The organism is Pseudomonas sp. LF020 (assembly GCF_053456425.1).
Genome location: NZ_JBRFIX010000001.1, coordinates 534872 through 553969, shown reverse-complemented (window position 1 = coordinate 553969; position 19098 = coordinate 534872). Strand labels below are relative to the sequence as shown.

At 61.2% G+C, this 19098-nt stretch carries 21 protein-coding genes and 1 pseudogene; 10 read left to right on the top strand and 12 right to left on the bottom strand.

Features of this window, described 5'->3' with window-relative positions; translation table 11 throughout:
• The first annotated feature begins 6 nt into the window (after positions 1–6).
• Positions 7–762: an SDR family NAD(P)-dependent oxidoreductase gene (locus tag ACU680_RS02600; RefSeq protein WP_448178573.1), complete on the top strand. Its 756-nt coding sequence runs from the start codon at positions 7–9 to the stop codon at positions 760–762.
• Between the two features lie 160 nt (positions 763–922).
• On the opposite strand, the gene ACU680_RS02595 is transcribed toward ACU680_RS02600, so the two are convergent.
• Positions 923–1354, bottom strand: coding sequence for a multidrug/biocide efflux PACE transporter (locus tag ACU680_RS02595; RefSeq protein ID WP_448178572.1), 432 nt, complete (start codon positions 1352–1354; stop codon positions 923–925).
• An 88-nt stretch (positions 1355–1442) separates the two neighbouring features.
• Between ACU680_RS02595 and ACU680_RS02590 the strand changes: the two genes are divergently transcribed.
• Positions 1443–2297 (top strand): LysR family transcriptional regulator, encoded by an 855-nt coding sequence (locus ACU680_RS02590; RefSeq protein WP_448178571.1) that lies wholly within the window; start codon positions 1443–1445, stop codon positions 2295–2297.
• An 84-nt stretch (positions 2298–2381) separates the two neighbouring features.
• On the opposite strand, the gene ACU680_RS02585 is transcribed toward ACU680_RS02590, so the two are convergent.
• Positions 2382–3218 carry a LysR family transcriptional regulator gene (locus tag ACU680_RS02585; protein ID WP_448178570.1) on the bottom strand — a complete coding sequence of 279 codons (837 nt, stop codon included), beginning with the start codon at positions 3216–3218 and terminating at the stop codon, positions 2382–2384.
• A 111-nt stretch (positions 3219–3329) separates the two neighbouring features.
• Between ACU680_RS02585 and ACU680_RS02580 the strand changes: the two genes are divergently transcribed.
• Positions 3330–4055: an SDR family oxidoreductase gene (locus ACU680_RS02580; protein WP_448178569.1), complete on the top strand. Its 726-nt coding sequence runs from the start codon at positions 3330–3332 to the stop codon at positions 4053–4055.
• Between the two features lie 469 nt (positions 4056–4524).
• Here ACU680_RS02580 and ACU680_RS02575 read toward each other — a convergent pair whose 3' ends face one another.
• From ACU680_RS02575 to ACU680_RS02565, 3 genes are read right to left on the bottom strand one after another with little or no spacing between them, the layout of a single operon-like run.
• Positions 4525–5754 (bottom strand): RNA polymerase sigma factor, encoded by a 1230-nt coding sequence (locus ACU680_RS02575; protein WP_448178568.1) that lies wholly within the window; start codon positions 5752–5754, stop codon positions 4525–4527.
• The gene (locus tag ACU680_RS02570) at positions 5747–6091 is read right to left on the bottom strand and encodes a YciI family protein (RefSeq protein WP_003227360.1); all 345 of its coding nucleotides are present in this window, start codon (positions 6089–6091) and stop codon (positions 5747–5749) included. Before ACU680_RS02570 ends, ACU680_RS02575 begins: the two co-directional genes overlap by 8 nt.
• A gap of 40 nt (positions 6092–6131) precedes the next feature.
• Entirely contained in the window at positions 6132–6557 is a 426-nt protein-coding gene (locus ACU680_RS02565) for a YybH family protein (RefSeq protein ID WP_108592609.1), read from the bottom strand.
• A 141-nt stretch (positions 6558–6698) separates the two neighbouring features.
• Here ACU680_RS02565 and ACU680_RS02560 point away from each other — a divergent pair, with 141 nt between their 5' ends.
• Together ACU680_RS02560 and ACU680_RS02555 are read left to right on the top strand one after the other, a co-directional pair.
• Entirely contained in the window at positions 6699–7184 is a 486-nt protein-coding gene (locus tag ACU680_RS02560; RefSeq protein ID WP_448178567.1) for a GNAT family N-acetyltransferase, read from the top strand.
• Between the two features lie 18 nt (positions 7185–7202).
• Positions 7203–7808, top strand: a complete 606-nt coding sequence (locus tag ACU680_RS02555; RefSeq protein WP_448178566.1) for a pyridoxamine 5'-phosphate oxidase family protein — start codon at positions 7203–7205, stop codon at positions 7806–7808.
• Between the two features lie 134 nt (positions 7809–7942).
• Here the strand turns inward: ACU680_RS02555 and ACU680_RS02550 are convergent, their stop codons facing one another.
• The 3 genes from ACU680_RS02550 to ACU680_RS02540 all read right to left on the bottom strand — a co-directional run bounded on the left by ACU680_RS02550 (position 7943) and on the right by ACU680_RS02540 (position 9982).
• Positions 7943–8431, bottom strand: coding sequence for a GNAT family N-acetyltransferase (locus tag ACU680_RS02550; protein ID WP_108592605.1), 489 nt, complete (start codon positions 8429–8431; stop codon positions 7943–7945).
• Positions 8432–8756: 325 nt separating this feature from the next.
• A complete protein-coding gene (locus ACU680_RS02545) occupies positions 8757–9251 on the bottom strand; it encodes a GyrI-like domain-containing protein (RefSeq protein ID WP_007969356.1) in 495 nt (164 codons plus the stop codon).
• Positions 9252–9319: 68 nt separating this feature from the next.
• A complete protein-coding gene (locus ACU680_RS02540; protein WP_367085470.1) occupies positions 9320–9982 on the bottom strand; it encodes a LysE family translocator in 663 nt (220 codons plus the stop codon).
• A 139-nt stretch (positions 9983–10121) separates the two neighbouring features.
• Between ACU680_RS02540 and alaC the strand changes: the two genes are divergently transcribed.
• On the top strand, positions 10122–11336 hold the full coding sequence (gene alaC, locus ACU680_RS02535; protein WP_007969354.1) for an alanine transaminase: 1215 nt from the start codon (positions 10122–10124) through the stop codon (positions 11334–11336).
• A 151-nt stretch (positions 11337–11487) separates the two neighbouring features.
• Here alaC and ACU680_RS02530 read toward each other — a convergent pair whose 3' ends face one another.
• Positions 11488–12840, bottom strand: coding sequence for a GntP family permease (locus ACU680_RS02530; RefSeq protein ID WP_007969353.1), 1353 nt, complete (start codon positions 12838–12840; stop codon positions 11488–11490).
• An 82-nt stretch (positions 12841–12922) separates the two neighbouring features.
• Positions 12923–13456: a gluconokinase gene (locus tag ACU680_RS02525; protein ID WP_007969352.1), complete on the bottom strand. Its 534-nt coding sequence runs from the start codon at positions 13454–13456 to the stop codon at positions 12923–12925.
• A 216-nt stretch (positions 13457–13672) separates the two neighbouring features.
• Here ACU680_RS02525 and gntR point away from each other — a divergent pair, with 216 nt between their 5' ends.
• A complete protein-coding gene (gntR, locus tag ACU680_RS02520; protein ID WP_123588710.1) occupies positions 13673–14704 on the top strand; it encodes an HTH-type transcriptional regulator GntR in 1032 nt (343 codons plus the stop codon).
• 147 nt (positions 14705–14851) lie between these two features.
• Here gntR and ACU680_RS02515 read toward each other — a convergent pair whose 3' ends face one another.
• Positions 14852–15724: a LysR family transcriptional regulator gene (locus tag ACU680_RS02515; protein ID WP_448178565.1), complete on the bottom strand. Its 873-nt coding sequence runs from the start codon at positions 15722–15724 to the stop codon at positions 14852–14854.
• Positions 15725–15845: 121 nt separating this feature from the next.
• On the opposite strand from ACU680_RS02515, the gene ACU680_RS02510 reads away from it, so the two are divergent.
• The 3 genes from ACU680_RS02510 to ACU680_RS02500 all read left to right on the top strand — a co-directional run bounded on the left by ACU680_RS02510 (position 15846) and on the right by ACU680_RS02500 (position 18553).
• Positions 15846–16286 (top strand): PACE efflux transporter, encoded by a 441-nt coding sequence (locus ACU680_RS02510; RefSeq protein ID WP_448178564.1) that lies wholly within the window; start codon positions 15846–15848, stop codon positions 16284–16286.
• 125 nt (positions 16287–16411) lie between these two features.
• Positions 16412–17836, top strand: coding sequence for an MFS transporter (locus ACU680_RS02505; protein WP_367085472.1), 1425 nt, complete (start codon positions 16412–16414; stop codon positions 17834–17836).
• Between the two features lie 156 nt (positions 17837–17992).
• Positions 17993–18553 (top strand): hypothetical protein, encoded by a 561-nt coding sequence (locus tag ACU680_RS02500; protein ID WP_448178715.1) that lies wholly within the window; start codon positions 17993–17995, stop codon positions 18551–18553.
• 107 nt (positions 18554–18660) lie between these two features.
• On the opposite strand, the pseudogene ACU680_RS02495 reads toward ACU680_RS02500, so the two are convergent.
• Positions 18661–19092: pseudogene (locus ACU680_RS02495) on the bottom strand (methyl-accepting chemotaxis protein); the annotation flags it as partial.
• Between the last annotated feature and the right edge of the window lie 6 nt (positions 19093–19098).

Genomic DNA, 19098 nt, shown 5'->3' with positions numbered 1-19098 from the left:
TTTCACATGAGTCGCAAAATCGCATTGATCACCGGCGCCAGCCGTGGCTTGGGCAAAAACGCCGCGCTGCACCTCGCCGCCGAAGGTGTGGACATCATCGGCACCTACAACAGCCGCGCCGATGAAGCCCAGGCGCTGGTGGCTGAACTGGAACAACGCGGCGCCAAAGCCGTGATGTTGCAACTGGATGTTGGTCGCAGTGAGACCTTTGCCGAGTTCGCCTCGCGGGTTGAGCACGCGCTGCAGCAACTGGAGCGTCCGCGCTTCGACTTCCTGATCAACAACGCCGGGATCGGTGTCCACGCGCTGTTCGCCGAAACCACCCCGGAACAGTTCGACCTGCTGATGAACATCCAGCTCAAGGGGCCGTTCTTCCTGACCCAGCAACTGCTGCCGCTGATCAATGACGGCGGGCGCATCATCAACATCTCCAGCGGCCTGACCCGCTTCAGCCTGCCGGGTTATGCCGCCTACGCGGCGATGAAAGGCGCGATGGAAGTGCTGACCCGCTATCAGGCCAAAGAGTTGGGCGCGCGGCAGATCGGCGTGAACATTCTCGCGCCGGGTGCGATCGAGACCGATTTTGGTGGCGGCGCGGTGCGCGACAACGCCGCGTTGAACGCGATGGTCGCGAACAACACCGCACTGGGCCGCGCCGGGCAGCCGGATGACATTGGTGGCGCGCTGTCGATGCTGCTGGCGCCGGGTGCGCAGTGGATCAACGGGCAGCGGGTCGAGGCGTCGGGCGGGATGTTCCTCTAAGCCCAAACAGTGTGGCGAGGGAGCTTGCTCCCGCTGGGGTGCGAAGCGCCCCCAAAAGCCGGCCAATGCAGGTCTGACAGAAAGACCGCGTTTATCGGGTTTACGACTGCTGCGCAGCCGAGCGGGAGCAAGCTCCCTCGCCACAGGTTGTGTTCCAGACTTAAGCAGCACGGGCCATCAATAACCGCTCGCGCACCACGTCATAGCCCCAGTGATACACATAGGTGTACGGCAGGAAAAACAGCAGTACGCCGATGTCGAGCAAGAACGCTTGCCACAGGCTGACCGACAGCCACCAGGCAATCAGCGGCACACCCATCACGATCAACCCGCCCTCGAACAGCAGCGCATGGACCACCCGCGTCCAGGCATTGTGGCCGACGTTCAGGCGCTTGAGCATGCGGTCGAAGAAGCCGTTGAACACCACGTTCCACGCCAGCGCCAGCAGGGCGATCAGCACGGTCACGGCGCCCATGTCGAGCAGTGGTTTGTCCATGATCCACGCCAGCAACGGCGTGCAGATAAGAATCGCCAGACACTCGAAACCGATGGCCTGGAGGATACGTTCAGTGATGGATTTGCTGGCAGTCATGGCCTGACTCCTTGAGTGAAGTGGTTGCCATGATCCACCCTCACCCCGATACTTCATAACCAATAACCATCGATCAAGGCGATAGTTCATGGCTTCGCAGGAAGTGCTGCTGGCGTTTGTCCAGGCGGCCACTCAGGGTTCGTTTTCGGCGGCGGCGCGCAAGCTGGGGCGCAGTCAATCGACCATCAGTGCGGCGGTGGCCAGCCTGGAGATCGATCTGGACCTGCTGCTGTTCGACCGCAGCAGCCGCAAACCGGCCCTGACCCCGGCTGGCCATGTGATGCTGCAACGGGCCGAGGCGATTCTGGCGGCCACCAGTCGCATGGAAATGAGCGCCCGGCAACTGGCCCAGGGCGTCGAGCCGAAGCTGACCGTGGCAATTTCCGACACCTACCAGTCAGCGCGTTTTGAAGCAGCACTGGTCGATTTCGAGCAGCGTTATCCGGACCTGGAGCTGGAATGCCTGATCGCCGAATGCGACGACCTGATCGAACTGGTGCAGCGTGGCCGCGCCCATCTGGCGTTTGCGGAGATGCGCGACAGCTATCCGCCGGACCTGGTGACCTCGACGGTCGCCGAGCGCACCGATATCGCGCTGTTCGTCAAACGTGACCACGTGCTGACCGGCCTCGAACAGGTCGATCAGCAGGTGCTGGAGCAGCATCGGGAGTTGCGTCTGGCAACCATCGTCAATCCCTACGACAGCCGCGGCAAAGGCCGGGTCTGGTCGGCGCCGAGTTACCTGATGTTGATGGAAATGGCGGAGATGGGTTTTGGCTGGGCGGCGTTGCCGCGCTGGCTGGTGGGGCGCTTTGGCAACGACACACTGGTGGAGTTGACCGTACGTGGCTGGCCTCGGCCGGTGTATGTCGATGCATTGTGGTCGCGGATTTATCCGCCGGGGCCGGCGGGGAGTTGGCTCCTGAGCAAGATGCTGGAATAGAGCAAAAGATCGCAGCCTTCGGCAGCTCCTACAGAAGCATGCATTTCATTGCAGGAGCTGCCGCAGGCTGCGATCTTTTGATCTTCAGGCCGCTGCAATTTCCACCGGCCGGTTCTCCTGAAAGTACCCCTGCAACCCACGCATCGCCGGCAACTCCAGCGCCTGCGCCGCATAACACAACCCGACCCGGCGCGTCGGTGCCGGCAAGTGCAACGCCCGCGCCACCACCCGCACATGTCCGCTGACTAGCGACTGCGGCAACATCGCCACGCCGACACCCGCCGCAACCATGTGCAACGCCTGCTGCAACGACCCCGCATACCCGGCCAGCGCTTGCGGCGAGCGTCCGTACAACGCCATCAAGCGCTGATGCGACGGATGCTGCGGGCAGGTGATCCAGTCATCGATCGGCGCCCACCCCGCCTGCGCCGCCGCCATTGGATGGTCCAGCGGCAGCGCCATCACGTAAGGTTCTTCCCACAGCGGCAGGAACAGTTCGTCCTCGCAGCACATCTCCTCCACCGCCAGCCGCCCGTCACCGTGGCAGCCCTCCTCCAGCGTCAGCAGCAGATTGGGCAAGGCCTGATGCGCCATGCGCACGAAGGCTTCGATGTGGCTGGCAGCGATGTCGCCTTCGATGCCCAGCGTCAGCGCCACGCGGTTTTCGCCGCCGCGAAACATCCGGCTCAGGGCTTCGGATTCAGCGACCATGCGCCGCGCCTGCGGGTACAACAGCCGAGCCTCGGCACTGACCTCGACCCCACGGGGTTGTCGCACGAACAACGTCGCGCCGAGTTCGTCTTCAAGCTGCCTGATGGTCACCGACAGCGTCGGCTGACTGATGAACAAACGCTGTGCCGCGGCGGTGATGTTGCGTTCTTCGAACACCGCGAGAAAGGCTTTGAGGTGGCGGATATCCATAGTTGATTCCGATGACAGACAGTGGAATAAGGCATTTTTCAGCCGTTAACGGGCTAAATATACTGCGCCCGGCATTCAGTCATTTGATTTTCTTATTTCAGGAGTTCAATCATGGGCAAGCCATTGATCATCATCACCGGGGCCAGTTCGGGCATTGGCGAAGCGACAGCCCGACGCTTGAGCGCTGCCGGTCATCCGCTGTTGCTGCTTGCGCGCCGGATTGAACGCCTGCAGGCACTGGGGCTGCCGAACAGCCTCAGCCGTCAGGTCGACATCACTGATCGCGCCGCCCTGCTCGTGGCAGTCGCCGAAGCCGAAGCGCAATTCGGCCCGGCCGATGCGCTGATCAACAACGCCGGCGTGATGCTGCTGGGCGCGATGAGCGAGCAGGATCCGGCGCAGTGGGATCAGATGCTCGACGTCAACGTCAAAGGCCTGCTCAATGGCGTGCATGCCGTGGTCGCCGGTATGGTCGAGCGCAAGCACGGCACGATCATCAACGTCAGCTCGGTGGCCGGGCGCAAGACGTTCCCGAATCACGTGGCTTACGTCGGCACCAAGTTTGCGGTGCATGGTCTGTCGGAAAACCTGCGCGAAGAACTGGCGCCGCACAACGTGCGCGTCACCACCATTGCCCCGGGCGCGGTGGAAACCGAGTTGCTCAGCCACACCACCGATGAAGCGATCAAGACCGGCTACCAGGCGTGGAAGCAGGAGATGGGCGGCACGGTGTTGAGCGCCGAGGACGTGGCGAAGGCGATTGCCTATGCCTATGAGCAGCCGCAGGGCGTGTGCATCCGCGAGATCGTTCTGGCAGCGACCCGGCAGCAGGCCTGATGGTTTGATGGTGGCTGGACTGGCCTTTTCGCGGGCAAGCCCGCTCCCACAGGGTTCTGCAGTGGTCATAGATTTTGTGTGCGGCAGCGACCCGGCAGCAGGCCTGATGGTTTGCTGGTGGCTGGGCTGGCCTCTTCGCGGGCGAGCCCGCTCCCACAGGGTTCTGCAGTGGTCATAGATTTTGTGTGCGGCAGCGACTCGGCAGCAGGCCTGATGGTTTACTGGTGGCTGGACTGGCCTCTTCGCGGGCAAGCCCGCTCCCACAGGGTTTTGCGGTGGTCACAGGTTTTGTGTGCGGGCAGCGACTCGGCAGCAGGCCTGATGGTTTGCTGGTGGCTGGACTGGCCTCTTCGCGGGCAAGCCCGCTCCCACAGGGTTCTGCAGTGGTCACAGGTTTTGTGTACACCACGGACACTGTGGGAGCGGGCTTGCCCGCGAAGGGGTCGGCACTGCCACCGAAGATTTCAGATCAATCCAATTGCGCCAGCCGCGCCTCGATAAACCGCCGCTCCGGCTCCTGCCGGGTCAGCTCCAGGGCGCGCAGGTAAGCCGTGCGCGCCTGCTCCACCCGACCCAACTGCCGACAAAACTCCGCCCGTGCCGAATGCGCGAGGTGGTAATCCTGCAATTCGCCACGATCGAGAATCCCCTCGATCAGCGTCAACCCCGCCAACGCTCCATCGCGCTTGGCCACTGCCACTGCGCGGTTCAATTCAATCACCGGCGACGGCACTGCACGCAACAGTACGTCGTACAGACCAACGATCTGCTGCCAGTCCGTATCCGCCGCTGAAGGCGCCTCGGCATGCACCGCAGCGATCGCCGCTTGCAGACAATAAGGCCCGAAGCGCCGCGTGCTCAGCGCACGTTCGATCAGCGCACAACCCTCGGCGATCAACCCGGCATCCCAGCGCGAGCGGTCCTGATCATCGAGCAGAATCAACTCCCCTTGCGCCGAGGTCCGCGCCGGGCGCCGCGACTCATGCAGCAGCATCAACGCCAGCAGGCCCATGACTTCCGGCTCCGGCAGCAATTCCATGAGCAAACGCCCGAGCCTGATCGCCTCGCGGGTCAGGTCTTCACGGATCAATTCAGTGCCCATCGATGCCGAATAGCCTTCGTTGAACACCAGATAAATCACCCGCAACACGCTGTCGAGGCGCTCCGGCAACTCGTTCAGGCTCGGTACTTGATAAGGGATTTTCGCATCGCGGATCTTCGCCTTGGCGCGCACGATGCGCTGGGCAATCGCCGCCGGTGCCGAAAGAAACGCCCGGGCGATTTCCTCGGTGGTCAGGTCGCAGACTTCCCGCAGGGTCAGCGGCACTTGCGCGTCCGCCGCCAGCGCCGGGTGACAGCAGGTGAAGATCAGCCGCAGGCGGTCGTCTTCCACGTCTTCGCCACTCCAGTCGGCCTGTTCCAGTTCCTCGAGCTGTGCCAGCAACAACGGCTGCGAGGCCTTGAAACGGGCGCGGCGGCGCAACACATCGATGGCCTTGAAGCGCCCGGTGGACACCAGCCAAGTGCGCGGGTTGTCCGGCACGCCGTCGCGCTGCCAGCGCTCGACCGCGATGAAGAACGCCTCGTGCAAGGCTTCTTCGGCGAGGTCGAAATCGCCGAGCAGGCGAATCAGCGTCGCCAGGATCCGCCGCGAGTCTTCGCGATAGACCTGCTCGACCCGCGCCCGGACCTCAGACATTCAACTGCCGCACCGGGCGCACTTCGACGCTGCCGACCCGGGCCGCCGGAATGTGGCCGGCGACCTGAATCGCTTCGTTGAGATCCTTGGCATCGATCAGGTAGAAACCGGCCAGTTGCTCCTTGGTTTCAGCGAACGGGCCATCGGTGATCGACAGCTTGCCGTTGCGCATGCGCACCGTGGTCGCGGTCTGCACCGACTCCAGCGCTTCGGCCGCGACCATCCGCCCGCTGCCCTGAATCGACTCGGCATAGGCCCAGCACTCGGCGTCTTCCGGGCTGTCGGGCGAGGTGTGCAGCAGGCGCTCGTCGCTGTAGACCAAGCATAGATACTTCATGGTTTTCTCCTGATTCGAACGGATCAACTATGGCTGAAGATCAGGGTTGTACATCGAACAGCGTGGCGCCGCTCATCGGATCGAACGGTGCCGACCAGTGCTCGTGAGCGATTTTCCAAGTCCCGCCGACCTGCCGATAGCACGCGGTGGCGCGCATCCAGCAGCTCTGGGTTTCGCCCTTGTCGTTGGTGCCGCCGCAATGCGTGACCCAATGGGCGAAGGCGAGGTTGTCGGCGGTCTCGATAGCGATCTCGTGAAACTCGAAAACGTGCGGGCCTGAACACATCTCCATGCAGGCTTCCCAATGTGCACGGTAAGCCGCTTTGCCCTTGAATTGCAGGGCCTTGATCGCATCGAAGGAGACGATGTCGTCGGTGTACAACGTCATGACCTTGTCGACGTTCTTGGTCATCACCGCGTCGCGGTAGGTGTTGATCAGGGTCTGGATTTCAGTCTGTGCGCTCATGGTGTTCTCCGTGGTTTTTGTTGTGAAGACACCCTTAGTCGTTCGGCCATCGAGCCAATCGACAGTCGAAACAAAAAATTTCCGCCGAACACAAAATCGCTAGAATCCGAGGCTCATCTTTGTAGGAAAAAGGAAATTCCCGTGTCAGCCCAACTCGTGCCGTACGACAGCCTGAACGCCTTGCAGCGTCAGCAGGTCGAGGCGATTGAGATCCATCCCGAGCAGATCAAGTTCTCCGGCGACATTCACGGCGCGCTGCACACGCTGCTGTCCAAACCTGGTCCCGGCGTCAAAGGCTTTGCCCTGCTGGCCGACCAGGTGCCGGTGGCGTTCCTGCTGCTCAAGCGCCCGCCCGTGTTGCCGGCCTGGGCCAATGAACACAGCGCCACCCTGCACGCCCTGCAGGTCGACCACCGGGCGCAGGGCAAAGGTTACGGCAAGGCTTGCCTGCAGGCGCTGCCCGAGGTGGCGCGTGAAGCATGGCCGGAGATCAAGGGGCTGGAACTGTCGGTGGATGCCGATAACGATGCCGCCATCGCGCTGTACGCCAAACACGGTTTCGTCGACAGCGGCGAAGCGTACAAGGGCCGGGTCGGTTACGAACGGCGTATGGGACTGTTTTTCTAAATCATCGAGGGATGCACGATGATCGATTCAATCGAAGCACTGGAAGCTATTTACGGCCTGCCCCACGACCGCGCGATGCGCAAGCAGATCGGTTTTCTCAACGAGGATTATCAGGCGATGGTGCGGGTCTCGCCGCTGGTGATCGTCAGCTCGGTGGGCGCCGACGGCCTCGACAACTCGCCCCGTGGCGATGCGCCGGGGTTCGTGCGGATCATCGACCAGAATACCCTGGCCCTGCCGGATCGCCCGGGCAACAACCGCATCGATACCCTGCGCAATGTGCTGCACGATCCACGGGTGTCGCTGTTGTTCATCATTCCGGGTATCGGCGAGACATTGCGGGTCAACGGCACCGCGACCATCAGCGCCGACCCTGAGCTACTGGAAAGCTTTGCGGTGAACGGCAAACCGGCGAAAACCGTGTTGCTGGTGACGGTGCAGGCGGCGTTTTTCCATTGTTCGAAAGCGTTTGTGCGTTCGGATGCGTGGAACCCCGAGACCCACTTGCCGCGCTCGGCCCTGCCCTCTGCGGGCGCATTTCACAAGCGTTTGAACGACGGGCAGTTCGATGCCGAGACCTACGATCGTGAAGCACCAAAACGGGTAATCGACACCCTTTACTAAACGGGGAATTGCAAACACCGCTAGAACCTGTGGGAGCTGGCTTGCCAGCGATGGCGTCGGCACATCAAACATTGCTGTCGACTGACCCACCGCTATCGCTGGCAAGCCAGCTCCCACAGGTTATGTGTGATGTCTTACAAAGTGAGGATCATCTCGTGCCACGCCATGCCGCCGTGATCCGACTCCGACGGTTTGATGTAGGCAAAGCCGAAACCGGCATACAGCGGAATATGCTGTTCCTTGCACATCAGATGAATCGTCGCTTTATCCAGCCCGCGCATGCGTTCGATGAACTCGGCCATCAAGCGTTTGGCCAGGCCCTGGCCCTGGTAGTCCGGGTGCACCACCACCGACATGATCACCACGTTCGGCCCTTGCGGGTCGTGGCCGATCAGTTCCTTGAACGCCTCGTCCGACATCTGCACCTCAAACGCCGCACCCGAGTTGATGAAACCGGCGACCACGCCATCCACTTCGGCGACGATGAAACCGTCCGGCCAGGTGGCGATGCGTGTGGCGATCTTCTCGCGGGTGGCGGCTTCATCGCCTTCGTAGGCCACGGTTTCGATGGCGTAGCAGCGGTCCAGGTCGGCGGCGGTGACGTTGCGGATGACGGTGTTCATGGCAGCTCGGAAATCAGCAGAAGAAAGTGCCGAAAGCATAAAGGAATAAGGCATGCATATCGATCTGCGCGGGCGGCGTAAAGCTTGCGTATAAGCGCTTTTCTTCGGGTTCGGGGCGGGCTATTTCTCAGGGGTGTCTCTGATCACCCTTGGGGGGAAACCGCTTATGAGCAGCGTTGAAATCGGCCTGTTGATGGTGTTGGGCATCAGTACGTTCGGCTTTATCACCTTGGGCATCGACCTGTTGCGGGCGCGACGGGTGTCCAAGGGCAAGCGCGGTTGAACGGCATGAGGCGGATCAGTGATCCGCCTCATGGTGGTTGACTCAGGCCTTGGTATCGACTGGCACGCAGATTTCCAGTTTGCCGGTGTGCAGTCGCGGATTGAAATCGGCGCTGTAGCGTTCCAGCTCCGGGGCATTCAGTTCCACGTAGTGGGAGGTCGGCAGCCAGGTCTTGTAGATGTATTGCAGGGTCTGCGGCAGTTGATCGAGCGGTCCCTTGTGCTCGAACACGGCGTATTGCCGGGGCAGCACTTCGACCCACTGGTAGACCTTCTGGTCCAGGTCATCGAGCTTGCTGATTTCCACACCGGCGATGTAATCGAAGCCACCCTGGCCGTCGAAATTGCTGCAGACGCCGTAGGTCACTTCGTTCTTCTGTCCCTGAATCTTTCCCAGATGCGGCAAGAACTTTTCCCACAATGCGGGGATGTCCTTGGCAGTGTCCTGGGTAAATCGACCACGAAAACCTGCAATCAGCAGGAAGTGTCCATGTTCGAAGCGAGGTTCAGCCACTTCGACGCGTTTTTGCTCATCCATGACTCGACTCCTGGAACAAAAAGAGGGGTTCGGCTGCTGAGTATAGAAGCCAAACCCGATTCGCAATGTCACAAGGCGTGCAACTGGTCGGCGGCCCCGGAGCCAACGAACTCGTTATAACCGGATACGATCACGTAAACCGCGAAATAGCAGAAGATCGCCGCCGATGCCATGTAGGAGTAGCGCAGCAGCTTGTCACCCAGCAACTTGCCGCCGTGGCTCGCGGCAAAGCACAGGCCGGCCGACCACAGCAGCCCGGCGCAGAGAAAACCGCCGAGGAACAGCGCCGAACTCAGCGGGCCGCTGCCACCGGATCGCGCGATCAGCGTACCGCCGACTGCGGCGAACCACAGAATCGCGCTGGGTGAGGACATGGCGAGGAAGATCCCACGAAAGAACTCTTTGCGATGGGAGTTCTGCCCCACCTCCGCCGTCGCCGCCAACTGCGCCTCGTGGTGAATCGCCGAGTAGATCATCTTCGCCGCAAAGTAGATCAGCAGCGCCGACCCGCCGATCCACAGCACCCAGCGCACGCTTTCGTATTGCAGCAACACGGTCATTCCGGCCAGCGCCAGCACCGCGTAGATCAGGTCACCGACACAGGTGCCCAGGCCCAGCGCGAAGCCTTGAAAGTAGCCGCGCTGCATCGCCAGGGTGATCATCGCGATGTTGGCCACGCCGATGTCCAGGCACAACGAAAGGCTCAGCAAGAAGCCACTGGTGAATTCCATCTACCGATTTCCTTGGGAAAAATTTGTTTGCACGCAGGCTGGACAGCCTGCCATCACAGCCCTTATCTTCCGCCACAGGTCACCGCAGTGACCAGCGTCGCTCGGACGGTTCCGGGCGCTTACGTTATCCGAGGCAACAATGGCTGAACAAGGTTCGCCGCGCCGCTTTGCGCGCATTGATCGACTCCCCCCTTACGTTTTCAACATCACCGCCGAGCTGAAGATGGCCGCGCGGCGCCGTGGTGAAGACATCATCGACCTGAGCATGGGCAACCCCGACGGGGCCACACCGCCGCACATCGTCGAAAAACTCGTACAAGTTGCCCAGCGCGAAGACACCCACGGTTATTCCACATCCAAGGGCATTCCGCGTCTGCGCCGGGCGATTTCCAACTGGTACAAGGAACGCTACGCAGTCGATATCGACCCGGAAAGCGAAGCCATCGTCACCATCGGTTCCAAGGAAGGCCTGGCGCATTTGATGCTGGCGACCCTGGATCAGGGCGACACGGTACTGGTGCCGAACCCGAGCTACCCGATTCACATCTACGGCGCGGTGATTGCCGGTGCGCAGGTGCGTTCGGTGCCGCTGGTGCCCGGTGTGGACTTCTTCGATGAACTGGAGCGGGCGATTCGCGGTTCGATCCCGAAGCCGAAGATGATGATCCTCGGTTTCCCGTCCAACCCTACCGCGCAATGCGTGGAGCTGGATTTCTTCGAACGGGTGATCGCCCTCGCCAAGCAGTACGACGTGCTGGTGGTGCACGATCTGGCTTACGCCGACATCGTCTACGACGGCTGGAAAGCCCCGTCGATCATGCAGGTGCCAGGCGCGAAGGACATTGCGGTGGAATTTTTCACCCTGTCCAAGAGCTACAACATGGCGGGCTGGCGCATCGGTTTCATGGTCGGCAACCCGGAACTGGTCAACGCCCTGGCGCGGATCAAGAGCTACCACGACTACGGCACCTTCACTCCGCTGCAAGTGGCGGCGATTGCCGCGCTGGAAGGCGATCAGCAATGCGTGCGCGACATCGCCGAGCAGTATCGCCAGCGCCGCAACGTGCTGGTCAAAGGCCTGCATGAGCTGGGCTGGATGGTCGAGAACCCGAAAGCTTCGATGTATGTCTGGGCGAAGATTCCCGAGGCTTACGCGCATCTGGGTTCGCTGGAGTTCGCCAAAAAGCTGCTGGCCGAGGCCAAGGTCTGCGTCTCGCCGGGGGTGGGCTTTGGTGAGTATGGCGATGATCACGTGCGCTTCGCGCTGATCGAGAACCAGGACCGGATTCGGCAGGCCGTGCGCGGGATTCGCGGGATGTTCCGGGCCGACGGCCTGACCCCGAAAACCGCCTGACACATCCCCCCTGTAGGAGCTGCCGCAGGCTGCGATCTTTTGATTTTAAAGATCAAGATCAAAAGATCGCAGCCTGCGGCAGCTCCTACAGGGGTCATCACCCACAAAAAAACCGCATCGCTGCGGTTTTTTTGTGCCTGCAAAACGCCGTTTAAACGAACAGCGACAACAGCAGAATAAAGCCCAACGCAACCACCGACAGGATGGTTTCCATCGCCGTCCAGGTCTTGAAGGTTTCGGCGACGGTCATGTTGAAGTACTGCTTCACCAGCCAGAAGCCGGCGTCGTTCACATGAGACAGGATCAACGAACCGGCACCAGTGGCCAGCACCAGCAGCTCACGGTTGACGCCCGGAATCATCCCCACCACCGGCACCACGATGCCCGCGCCCGTGATAGTCGCCACAGTGGCCGAACCGGTAGCAATACGAATCACCGCCGCCACCAGCCACGCCAGCAGGATCGGCGAGATCTGCGCGCTGACCGCCATGTGGCCGATCACGTCGCCCACGCCGCTGGTCACCAGCATCTGCTTGAAACCGCCACCGGCACCGATGATCAGGATGATCGCGGCGGTCGGCGCCAGGCTTGCGTCCAGCCACTTGAGCATCTGTTGCGAGCCGATGCCCTGCTTGTGACCGAAGGTGTACAGCGACAGCAGCAAGGCCAGCAGCAGTGCCGAGATCGGGTGACCGATCATGTCCATCCAGGTGCGGAAGAAGTGACCGTCCGGCAGCGCCACATCAGCGAAGGTTTTCAGCAGCATCAGGAACACCGGCAGCAGTACGGTGATCAGGGTGATGCCGAAGCTCGGCAGGTTTTGCGAATCGGTTTCACGGGCCAGTTGATCGACCAGTTCCTGATTCGGATGACCGGGGATGTGCTTGGCAATGAATGTACCGAAGATCGGTCCGGCAATGATGGCCGTTGGCAGCGCAACGATCAGACCGTAGAGGATGGTCTTGCCGATGTCGGCGCCGAACACCCCGATCGCCAGCAGCGGACCCGGGTGCGGCGGCACCAGACCGTGTACCGCGGACAGACCGGCAAGCAGCGGGATACCGATCTTGATGATCGACACACCGGTGCGGCGGGCAACGATGAACACCAGCGGAATCAGCAGCACGAAGCCGATCTCGAAGAACAGCGGAATACCGACGAGGAACGCGGCGAACATCATCGCCCACTGCACCTTGTCCTTGCCGAACGCACGGATCAGGGTCTGCGCGATCTGATCGGCACCACCGGATTCGGCCATCATTTTGCCGAGCATGGTGCCCAGCGCGAGGATGATGCCGACGAAACCGAGCACGCCACCGAAGCCGTCCTGGAACGCCTTGATGATGGTGCCGATCGGCATGCCCGACGTCAGGCCGAGGAACGCGGCCGCGATGGTCAGGGAGATAAAGGGGTGAATCTTGAATTTGGTGATCAGGATGATAAGTCCGATCACCGTGACCACTGCATCGAGCAGCAGGTAGGCGTCGTGGGACATGCCAAACATTGGGGGTGTCTCCTGGCTTGTTGTTGTTATTAAAGCGGGTTAAACAGAATTCGTGAGGACAGCGCTAGCTCTTTCAACACACTCATACCGCCTGCTTCAGACCGTGGGCCTGCCACCAGACGTGCGCCTGGGCCGCCAGTTCTTCAACGCTGTGGATCGAAGCATTCAGCGCCAGGGTCAGCGGCTCGCCAACCGGCGATTCGAGGGTGGCGAACTGGCTTTCGATCAACGTCGCCGGCATGAAGTGGCCCGGGCGATGGGACACGCGGTCGGCAGCGACTTCAGGGGTCAGCTCAAGAAACACAAAGCCCAGGCCCGGCAAGGCACTGCGCAGCACTTCGCGATAACTGTGTTTAAGGGCCGAGCAGGTCAGCACCGGGCGCTCGCCGAGTGCATCGACACGACGCAGCTCAACGCACAGGCTGTCGAGCCAGCCGGCACGGTCGTCGTCGTTCAGGGGGATCCCCGCGCTCATCTTTTCGATGTTGGCGGCCGGATGAAAAGTATCGCCTTCAATGGCAGTGGCGCCGCTCAATTGGCACAGGGCCTGGCTGACGCACGTCTTGCCGCAACCGGCAACGCCCATGATGACCAGGGCGGTGATGGGATGACTCATATAACACCTCAGCGCGCAGACAGCGCTACCTTTGCTAGCTATGACTCTAGTGCACAGGCAGAAGTTGCCGACGCCTTCTTGTCGTTTTTTTGGGTTGCAGCAGGTTTTCGCCCAACGCCAAAAAGCGAGGATCAGGCAGGACCTCGCTTACGCATTTGCAGCTGCATCAGGACAGCGCTACCTTAGTGCCTTGATTTTTGTTTGGCAAGCCGCCCGATGACCACCCCTAAAAACGATAAAAACACTCGCACCACCGGCCGTCCCACCCTTAATGAAGTTGCCCGCCTGGCCGGCGTCAGTCCGATTACCGCCTCCCGCGCCCTGCGTGGGGTCAGCACCGTGGCCACCGAACTGGTGGAAAAAGTGCAAAAAGCCGCGCTCGAACTCAACTACGTGGTCAACCCAGCCGCCCGCGCCCTGGCCTCAGCGCAGAGCCATTCGGTGGTGGTGCTGGTGCCGTCGCTGTCCAACCTGTTGTTCATCGATACGCTGGAAGCCATTCATCGGGTGCTCACGCCCAAGGGCTTCGAAGTGCTGATCGGCAACTTCCACTATTCGCGCGATGAAGAAGAAAACCTGCTGCGCAACTACATGGCCTATCAGCCACGTGGTTTTCTGCTGACCGGGTTTGATCGCACCGAAAGTTCGCGGCGGATGATCGAGGCCAGCAACATTCCCTGCGTGTACATGATGGAACTGGACAGCGCTGCCGGAGTGAATTGCGTGGGTTTCTCGCAGCTCAGCGCTGGCGAAACCGCCGCCGAGCATTTGCTCTCTCGAGGGCGCAAGCGCCTGGCCTACATCGGCGCGCAACTCGATCAGCGCACGTTGCTGCGTGGCGAAGGTTTCCGCAAAGCCTTGCAGAAGGCCGGGCGCTACGACCCGGATCTGGAAGTACTGACCCCGCGCGCCTCGTCCGTGGGCCTGGGCGGTGAACTGTTCCTGCAATTGCTGGCGGCGCATCCGGACGTCGATGCGATCTTCTTTGGCAACGACGACCTGGCGCAGGGTGCCCTGCTCGAAGCGTTGCGCAACGGGATCAAGATCCCCGAGCAAGTGGCAATCCTCGGTTTCAACGACTTGCCGATGTCCGAACACATGGTCCCGCGCCTGAGCAGCATCAACACCCCGCGCGAAGCGATCGGCCGGCGTGCGGCGGAGCAGATGCTGACGCTGATGGCCGGCAACAGCGTGGCGCGGCCGGTGGAAGACATGGGTTTTGAACTGAAGATTCGCGAGAGTACCTGACCTTTGAAATCCTGTCGGAAGCAATCCCTGTGGGAGCTGGCTTGCCAGCGATGGCGTCAGGTCAGTCGATACAGTGTTGACTGATACACCGCAATCGCTGGCAAGCCAGCTCCCACAGTTTTTTGGTACACCCACCCTGTGCATGTATCAGTGGCTGAGCAGTTCGACCAGGGCCGATGCGCCCTTCTGCAACGGCTGGCTCTTGAGCCACACCGCATGCACCGGCAGCACCAGGCCGTTTTCGATATTGCGGAAATTCAGGCGTTTCAAGCGCCCACTGTCCAGCCACGGCTGCACCACCGACAACGGGAAATTGCCCCAGCCCAACCCCGCCTCGACCATCTCCAGCGCCGTCTCCAGCGTGTCGGTGCGCCAGTGCGATTCGGCCACCAGCGGCCGGGGTTCGCTGATCGGCAAATCACGGCTGGCGACGAAGATCTGCCGCACGTGCACCAGGTCTTCGAGGAACAGATCCTGCCCCTGCAACAACGGACTGTTCGCCGCCAGCGTGGCAATCATCCGTTCGCTGCCGACAAACTGAAAACGCTCCAGCACGTTCATGCTCAACCCGGCGAACGCCAGGCACACGCTGACGCGGCCACTGTGCAGCATCGCCAGCACGTCGTCCTGCGGCGCGGTCAGCACTTCGATGTCGAGCAGCGGATGACGCTCGGCAATCACCTTGATCGCGGCGAGCAAACGCCGACGCTCGATGTCGGCGACCACGCCAATCGACAGCTTGCTCTCCAGCCCCAGGGACAACTCCACCGCGTGCACCTGCAACTGCTTGAGCTGTTCGGCGATCAGCCGCGCATGCGGCACCAGTGACAGCGCCATCGCCGTCGGTTGCGGTTCACGATGGCTGCGGTCGAACAGCGGATAACCGAGTTCCGCTTCCAGATTGCCGATGCCCATGCTCACTGCCGAAGGCACCCGACCCAAAGCGCGGGCGGCTGCAGAGAAGGAGCCGCGCTCGATCACGGCAAGGAACAATTCGATGCTGTCGCTGTTGAAATTCAAACCACCACCTATCACCAAAACTGAAAGCTACTGACTTTTTCTGTCACCGCTATTGAAGCTATCTTTCGCCGCCTCCGCCAGTCCCGCTGGCCATCGAGTTCAAGACAGAGGCAAAATTTCCATGCAAGGCGTCAAACGCAAACTGGTCTATGTGTCGCTCTACGAAGTGATCGGCATGACTTTCTCCGCCCTCGGTCTGGCGCTGTTGTCCGGCACCTCGCCCGGCAGCACCGGCCCATTGGCGGTGATCATCACCACCATCGCGGTGACCTGGAATTTCATCTACACCTCGCTGTTCGAGCATTGGGAAAGCCGCCAGAAATCCCGCATACGCACGGTCAAACGGCGCGTCGCCCACGCGGTGGGTTTTCAACTGACGCTGATCGTGTTCCTGATTCCGCTGATTGCCTGGTGGATGAACATCAGTCTGGTGCAGGCGTTCCTGCTGGATCTGGCACTGATTATCTTCATCCCGTGCTACACGTTCGCCTTCAACTGGCTGTTCGATCGCATCTTCGGCTTGCCGGCGTCGGCGCTGCCCGATTCCGCCGCTGCGGCATAAATCGTTAACTCGTAAGCAGTTATTGCAAGAAATCGGCGGTATTCCGGGGCAAACCGCCGATATTCACAATCCATCAACTCTGATAGCAGGCTAAGCTTTTCCATCAATAAAAAATGGATCCGCCGATGACTGCTCACGCCCCCGCCGCCGCGCAACGCGACGGCATCGACCCGATACGCGCCGCCGAGATTTCCGCCCGCATCGACCGCCTCCCCGCCGTCGCCACCATCTGGCGGCTGGTGGCGCTGTTGTCGATTGGCGGTTTCTTCGAACTCTACGATTTGTTCCAGACCGCCTACATCAGTCCGGGACTGATCCGTGACGGGATTTTCGCCACCGGCAATCAGGGCGTGTTCGGCTTTTCCGATCAAGCGGCATTCGCTTCGGCGACCTTTCTGGGTCTGTTCCTCGGCGCCAGCCTGCTCAGCCCATTGGCCGATCGTTTCGGCCGCCGCGCGATCTTCACCTTTGCGCTGGTCTGGTACACGGTGGCCACGGTGCTGATGGGCATCCAGAGCTCGGCGCTGGGGATTATCTGCATGCGTTTTCTGGTGGGGATCGGGCTGGGTATCGAGCTGGTGACCATCGACGCCTACCTCTCGGAACTGGTGCCCAAACGCATGCGCAGCTCGGCGTTTGCCTTTGCGTTTTTCGTGCAGTTTCTGTCGGTGCCGGCGGTGGCGCTGATGTCGTGGTGGCTGGTGCCGCAGGCGCCGTTCGGTGTGTCCGGCTGGCGTTGGGTGGTGCTGGCGAGCGCGGTGTTTGCGCTGTTCATCTGGTGGCTGCGCAAGCGCCTGCCGGAGTCGCCGCGCTGGCTGGCGCAGCATGGGCGGTTCGATGAGGCGAACCGGATTCTCGACGACATCGAGGCCCGCTGCGAAAAAGATCACCGTCAACCGCTGGACGCCCCGGAAGCGGTGCCTGTGGATGTCGAGGGCAAGGGCCGCTTCGCCGATATCTGGCAACCGCCCTACCGGCGTCGGGCGTTGATGTTGATCGTGTTTCACGTGTTCCAGGCGATCGGGTTCTTCGGTTTCGGCAACTGGCTGCCGGCGCTGCTTTCCGGCCAAGGCGTCAGCGTCACCCACAGCCTGATGTACGCCTTCATCATCACCCTCGCCTACCCGCTCGGGCCGTTGCTATTCGTAAAGTTCGCCAACCGTTTCGAGAACAAGTGGCAGATCGTCGGCTCGGCCCTCGGCGCCATGACGTTCGGCACCTTGTTCGCGCTGCAGACCAGCGCCTTCGGCCTGATCTTTTGCGGGGTGATGATCACCTTCTGCAACGCCTGGCTGAGCTTCAGTTATCACTCGTACCAGAGCGAACTGTTCCCGACCAACATCCGTGCGCGGGCGGTGGGTTTCTGCTATTCGTTCAGCCGTTTGTCGACGGTGTTCAGCAGCCTGTTGATCGGGCTGTTCCTCGATCACTTCGGCACGCCCGGGGTGCTCGCGTTCATTGTCAGCAGCATGCTGATCGTGATGCTGACCATCGGCGGGTTCGGCCCGCGCACGCGCAATCTGGCACTGGAAAACATTGCCCATCGCTGACCGCCCCGCGGTCATCCTCTGCCGCCTGACGGCAAGGGATGACCGCTCTGCTCGGCGCACAAGTCGCGTAACTCGTTGAAATCATGTGGTTCTTCGCAAAGGCACGGTAATTGCTGCGTCAGGCCCGTCAGCAATTATCCAAAGGTCTCCATCATGATGTTGGTCAGTGCCAAACAGCAGCAGCTCGTCCACTTGCCCAAGCGGCCAGTGGATGACGCGACCACGACCGCCGCTGCCGGTCTGCAAAGCGGCCTGCACGGCGCCATGCTGCAATCGCTGCAGAACCAGGCTCAGTCGCAAGCCACCGATGCAACCTCCAAGGTCGAGGATTCGGCCACGCAGATCGCTACCCAGCAAGTGGCCGCCGCTACGCGCATCAGCGATAACGTCGACGAGGCCTTCGCCAAGACTCGCGTCGGTCTGCAAACTACCGATGCCACAGCGGCCGGCAGCACCACCGGCACCTCGGCCACCGACGCGTTCAAGGACTACATGAGCAAGTCGCCGGAACAACGTCTGCGCGACAGTATCCTTCAGAGCATGGGCATCACCGAAGACGACATCAAAGCCATGCCGCCGGAGAAACAACTGGCCATCGGCAAAGAGATTGCCGAGCGTCTGCAGGACAAGATGAAACTGGCGCAGGCGGACAAAGAGAACGTCAATGACCTCAAGGACAGCGACAAACTGGCGGACAAGTTTCTCGCGGCGCTTTGACTGCAAACCCCTGTAGGAGCTGCGGCACGCTGCGATCTTTTGATCTTAAAAAACAAAATCAAAAGATCGCAGCGTGCCGCAGCTCCTACAGGTGTTTGGCGTAACTACTAGTTCAGCTGCAACGTCGCATTGAACTGCCCGATCGCATCCACCACATGCCGTGATCCCTGCTGAATCTCCAGAATCACCTCCCCCGCCTCGTTCGCCAGCTCCACACCCAGCCCGGTGCGGCTCAGGCTCGACTGCATGCTCGACACCGCGCTCAGCGACAGGTCATGGTTTTTGCGCACCACTTCGACAATCTCCAGGGTCGCCTGACTGGTACGCGCCGCGAGACTGCGCACCTCGTCCGCCACCACCGCAAAGCCGCGTCCGTGCTCACCGGCCCGGGCCGCTTCGATGGCGGCGTTGAGCGCCAGCAGGTTGGTCTGATCGGCGATGCCGCGGATGGTCTGGACGATGGTGCCGATGATGTCCGATTGCTTGCTGACCGCATCGATGCTCAGCGCCGCTTCGTTGAGGTCGCGGGAAATGTCCTGAATGAT